The organism is Streptomyces sp. NPDC059816 (assembly GCF_042732055.1).
Lineage (GTDB): Bacteria > Actinomycetota > Actinomycetes > Streptomycetales > Streptomycetaceae > Streptomyces.
Map to the genome: position 1 here is coordinate 1 of NZ_JBHWIQ010000066.1, position 4,611 is coordinate 4,611.

Here is a 4,611-nt window from a genome sequence, read left to right on the forward strand (position 1 = left end):
TGCGGATGTGGCGCAGGCTGCGGTGTGGGGTTTGTTGCGGAGTGCGCAGTCGGAGCATCCGGGTCGGTTCGTTCTGGTGGATGTGGAGGGTGACCGGGAGCCGGACTGGGGTGCGTTGCTGGGTTCGGACGAGCCGCAGCTCGCGGTGCGTGATGGGCAGTGGTTGGCGCCGCGCTTGATCCGTTCGGCTGCTGGAGCGTCGGACGCGGTCGTTCGGTCCTTCGATCCGGAGGGGACGGTCGTGGTCACGGGTGGTACGGGTGGCTTGGGTGCGATCTTCGCCCGTCACCTCGCTGCCTCGCACAATGTGCGTGACCTTCTGCTGCTGAGCCGGCGTGGTCCTGCGGCTGAGGGCGCCGCGGAGCTGGTTGCGGAGTTGGACGCGTTGGGTTGTGCGGCTCGGGTTGTGGCCTGCGATGTGTCCGACCGTGAGCAGCTGGCCGCGGTACTGGCAGCGGCGGAGCGCCCGTTGACCGGCGTCGTACACACGGCGGGTGTGTTGGACGACGGTCTCGTGGAGTCGTTGACCGCCGAGCAAATCGACCGCGTCATGCGTCCCAAGATTGACGCGGCCTGGCACCTCCACGAACTGACCGCCGACGCCGACCTCTCCGCGTTCATCGTGTTCTCCTCCATGGCGGCGTTGATGGGGAGCCCGGGTCAGGGCAACTACGCCGCGGCGAACGCCGCGCTCGACGCGCTTGCTGCGACCCGCCGCGCCGCGGGACTGCCCGCCACCTCCCTGGCCTGGGGTCTGTGGTCCCAGAGCGAAGGCATGGGGGCAAGACTCGGCCAGGCCGAGCTCGCCCGTCTGGAACGGATGGGCCTGAGCGCGCTCACCGCCGAAACCGGCCTGGCGCTGTTCGACCAGGCCCTCGAAGCGGATGCGACCGTGGTCGTTCCCACTGAGCTGGACACCGCGGTGCTGCGCGTCCAGGCGAGGGCAGGACTGCTTCCGCCGCTGCTGCGCGGTCTGGTCAAGGTGCCGCCCAAGTCCGAGTCCCAGACAGGTGCACTGGCCCAACGGCTGGCCGAGGTGCCCGAAGCGGAGCGCGAGCGGATCGTCCTCGAACTCGTCCAGGCACAGGTGGCGTCGGTGCTCGGTCATGCGTCAGCGGCTTCGGTCGAACCGGAGCGAGCGTTCAAGGACCTCGGCTTCGACTCGCTGAGCGCGGTCGAACTGCGCAACCGGCTCACCCAGGTCACCGGTGCGCGTCTACCCGCCACCCTCGTCTTCGACCACCCGTCCCCGGCAGCCGTCGCGCGATTCCTGGTGTCGCAGGTGACGGTGGGCGCACGGGCTGCGGGGGCTGGCCGTGAGGTGGCGCGGACCCAGCCGGTGGATGCCGGCGAACCCTTGGCGATCGTGGGCATGAGCTGCCGGTACCCGGGCGGTGTGACATCGCCCGACGAACTGTGGGAACTGGTGGCTTCCGGTCGGGACGCCATCGGACCGTTCCCGATCGACCGCGGATGGGACCTGGAGCGGCTCTACGACCCCAACCCCGACCAGTTGGGGACCGTGTACGCGCGCGGTGGCGGATTCGTTGAAGGCGCGGGCCTGTTCGATGCCGACTTCTTCGGAATCAGCCCGCGTGAGGCGACGGCCATGGATCCGCAGCAGCGGCTGTTGCTGGAGTCCTCGTGGGAGGCGTTCGAGCACGCAGGAATCGACCCCACCTCGCTCAAGGGAAGCAACACCGGCGTCTTCTGCGGGGTCAGCTCCTCTGACTACGGTGTCAACGGATCCACGTCGCAGGTGGAGGGCTTCCGCCTCACCGGATCGAGTACCAGTGTCGTTTCCGGCAGGATCGCGTACATCCTGGGACTTGAGGGTCCGGCGGTCTCCGTGGACACGGCCTGCTCCTCCTCCGCCGTTGCCCTGCACTTCGCGTCCCAGGCGCTGCGAGCGGGTGAGTGCGAGATGGCGCTCATCGGCGGCGTGACGATCATGTCCGGCCCCTTCCTGCTCACGGAGTTCAGCCGCCAGCGCGGATTGTCGCCCGACGGACGGTGCCGTGCGTACGCCTCGTCCGCGGATGGCACCGGTTTCGCCGACGGTGTGGGTGTGCTCGTCGTGGAACGGTTGTCGGACGCTCACCGCAAGGGCCACAAGGTCTTGGCCGTGCTGCGTGGAAGCGCGGTGAACCAGGACGGTGCCAGCAACGGCATCACGGCGCCGAATGGTCCGTCGCAGGAGCGGGTGATTCGGCAGGCGTTGGCGAGTGCCGGGCTGTCTCCGTCCGACGTGGACGCGGTCGAAGGCCACGGTACGGGGACGAAGTTGGGTGACCCGATCGAGGCGCAGGCGTTGTTGGCGACCTACGGCGCTGAGCGTGTGGGGGACCCGCTGTGGCTGGGTTCCATCAAGTCGAACATTGGTCATACGTCGGCTGCGGCTGGTGTGGCGGGTGTCATCAAGATGGTGATGGCCATGCGCCACGGAGTGTTGCCGTCGACGTTGCACGTGGACGAGCCGTCGCCGCACGTCGACTGGACGTCGGGCGACGTTCAGCTGTTGACGGAGGCGCGGGAGTGGAGGGCTGAGGGCCGTCCCCGTCGCGCGGGTGTGTCGTCGTTCGGGGTCAGCGGAACCAACGCGCACATCATCGTGGAGGAAGCCCCGATCGAGCAGCGGGCGGAGATCGAGGCGCCCGAAGCCGCGGACCTGGGCGGAGCCCTGCCCGTCCTGGTGTCAGCTCGTGGCGAAGCCGCCCTGCGGGACCAGGCACGGCGACTGCGCGAGCGTGTCGCTGCGAACTCGGACCTGACCGTGGCGGACGTCGGCTTCTCCTCAGCCACCACCCGTGCGCTGCTGGAGCGGCGGGCGATGGTGGTGGCCGCGGACCGTGAGGAACTGCTGGCGGGTCTGGACGCGCTGGCTTCGGCTGCTCCTGCGGTGAACGTGGTGGAGGGGCAGGTTGCCGGTGCGGGTGTGAAGTCGGTGTTCGTGTTCCCGGGTCAGGGTGCGCAGTGGGTGGGTATGGCGGTGGGGTTGTTGGATGCGTCTCCGGTGTTCGCCGCTGAAGTAGCTGCGTGTGGGGAGGCGTTGTCGGAGTTTGTGGAGTGGCGGCTTGAGGATGTGTTGCGGGGTGTTGAGGGTGCGCCGTCGTTGGAGCGCGTGGATGTGGTGCAGCCGGCGTTGTTCGCGGTGATGGTCGGCCTGGCGGCGGTGTGGCGTTCGTACGGTGTCGAACCGTCCGCGGTGGTCGGACACTCCCAAGGGGAGATTGCTGCGGCGTATGTGGCGGGTGGGTTGTCGTTGCGGGATGCCGCGCGGATCGTGGCGGTGCGTAGTCAGTTGGTGCGTGACCGGTTGGCTGGGCTCGGCGGGATGATGTCCGTTGCGGTGGGTGCGGAGCGGGCTGAGGAGCTGATCGCTCCGTATGCGGGTCGGGTGTCGGTGGCGACGGTGAACGGCCCTTCGTCGGTCGTGGTCGCGGGGGAGCCGGACGCCCTGGACGAGCTGTTGGCGACGTGCGAACGCGAGGACGTTCGGGCCCGGCGGGTCAAGGTCGACTACGCCTCGCACACCGCACAGGTCGAGGCGTTGGAGACCGAGCTTCTAGAGACGCTGGCATCCGTGACACCGATGCCGGGGAAGGTTCCTGTGTACTCCACCGCGGTGGGCGCCTTCATCGACAGCACCACGATGGACGCCGGGTACTGGTACCAGAACCTGCGTGGACAGGTGGGCTTCGAGCCCGCGATCCGGGCCCTGATCGAGAACGGCACCGGAAGTTTCCTGGAGATGTCTCCGCACCCGGTGCTGACGATGGCCATTGAGGAGACCGCTGAAACGCTAGGTGTGGCGGACCGCGTGGCTGTGGTCGGATCACTGCGGCGCGGTGAAGGAGGCATGTCCCGGCTCTTGCTCTCGCTGGGACAGGCGCATGGTGCGGGCGTCGCCGTGGATTGGGAAGCGGTGTACGACGGAACCGGAACCCAGCGGGTGGATCTGCCGACCTACGCTTTCCAGCGTGGGAATTATTGGTTGATGCCGTCGGTGGGTGTGGGTGATGTGTCGGCGGCCGGCCTGGATCGGGTGGAGCATCCGGTGTTGGCGGCGGCGGTGCAGGTGGGTGATCGTGATGAGTGGGTGTTTACGGGGCGGTTTTCTGCTGAGTCGCAGCCGTGGGTGCGGGATCATGTGGTGTTGGGTTTGGTGATTGTGCCGGGGACTGCGTGGGTGGAGTTGGCGTTGGCTGCTGGTCGTCGGGTTGGTTTTCCGGTGGTGGATGAGTTGGTGATGGAGTCGCCTTTGTTGTTGGAGGAGGGTGAGTCGGTTCAGTTGCGGGTTTCGGTGGGTGTGGTGGGGGTGGATGGTCGTCGTGAGGTGGTGATTTTTGCTCGGTCTGAGGGTGATGGTGGGGGTGAGTTGAGGTGTCATGCGCGTGGTTGGTTGGGTGTGGAGGATGTGGGGTTGGTGTCTTCGTGGGTGCCGGAGGTGTGGCCGCCGGTGGGTGGTGTGGAGGTTTCTGGGGGTGATTTGTATGCGGGGATGGCTGAGCTTGGGTTTGATTATGGGTTGTTGTTTAGGGGTGTGCGTGTGGCGTGGCGTGTGGGTGATGTGGTGTTTGCTGAGGTGGGGTTGCCGGGTGATTCTGGTGG

1 protein-coding gene is annotated in these 4,611 nt (G+C 67.4%); it reads left to right on the forward strand.

Annotation, left to right across the window (positions count from 1 at the left end):
* Positions 1-4,611, forward strand: a 4,611-nt coding sequence (locus ACFV88_RS35950) for a type I polyketide synthase (RefSeq protein WP_385496432.1), incomplete at both ends; no start/stop codon positions are given.